Source organism: Bacillus pfraonensis, assembly GCF_050768835.1.
Taxonomy (GTDB): Bacteria; Bacillota; Bacilli; order Bacillales; family Bacillaceae_G; genus Bacillus_A; species Bacillus_A pfraonensis.
Genome location: NZ_JAHCDO010000112.1, coordinates 1 through 410, shown reverse-complemented (window position 1 = coordinate 410; position 410 = coordinate 1). Strand labels below are relative to the sequence as shown.

Sequence of the window (410 nt, the reverse complement as noted above, 5' to 3'; positions counted from 1 at the left end):
AGTAGCGGCGAGCGAAACGGAATCTAGCCCAAACCAAGAGGCTTGCCTCTTGGGGTTGTAGGACATTCTATACGGAGTTACAAAGGAACGAGGTAGACGAAGCAGTCTGGAAAGGCTCGTCACAGAGGGTAACAACCCCGTAGTCGAAACTTCGTTCTCTCTTGAATGTATCCTGAGTACGGCGGAACACGTGAAATTCCGTCGGAATCCGGGAGGACCATCTCCCAAGGCTAAATACTACCTAGTGATCGATAGTGAACCAGTACCGTGAGGGAAAGGTGAAAAGCACCCCGGAAGGGGAGTGAAAGAGATCCTGAAACCGTGTGCCTACAAATAGTCAGAGCCCGTTAACGGGTGATGGCGTGCCTTTTGTAGAATGAACCGGCGAGTTACGATCCCGTGCGAGGTTA

Annotated in this window: 1 rRNA gene; it reads left to right on the top strand. The window is 51.5% G+C overall.

Annotation, left to right across the window (positions count from 1 at the left end):
* Nucleotides 1-410: ribosomal RNA gene (locus KFD70_RS29335) — 23S ribosomal RNA — on the top strand; the annotation flags it as partial.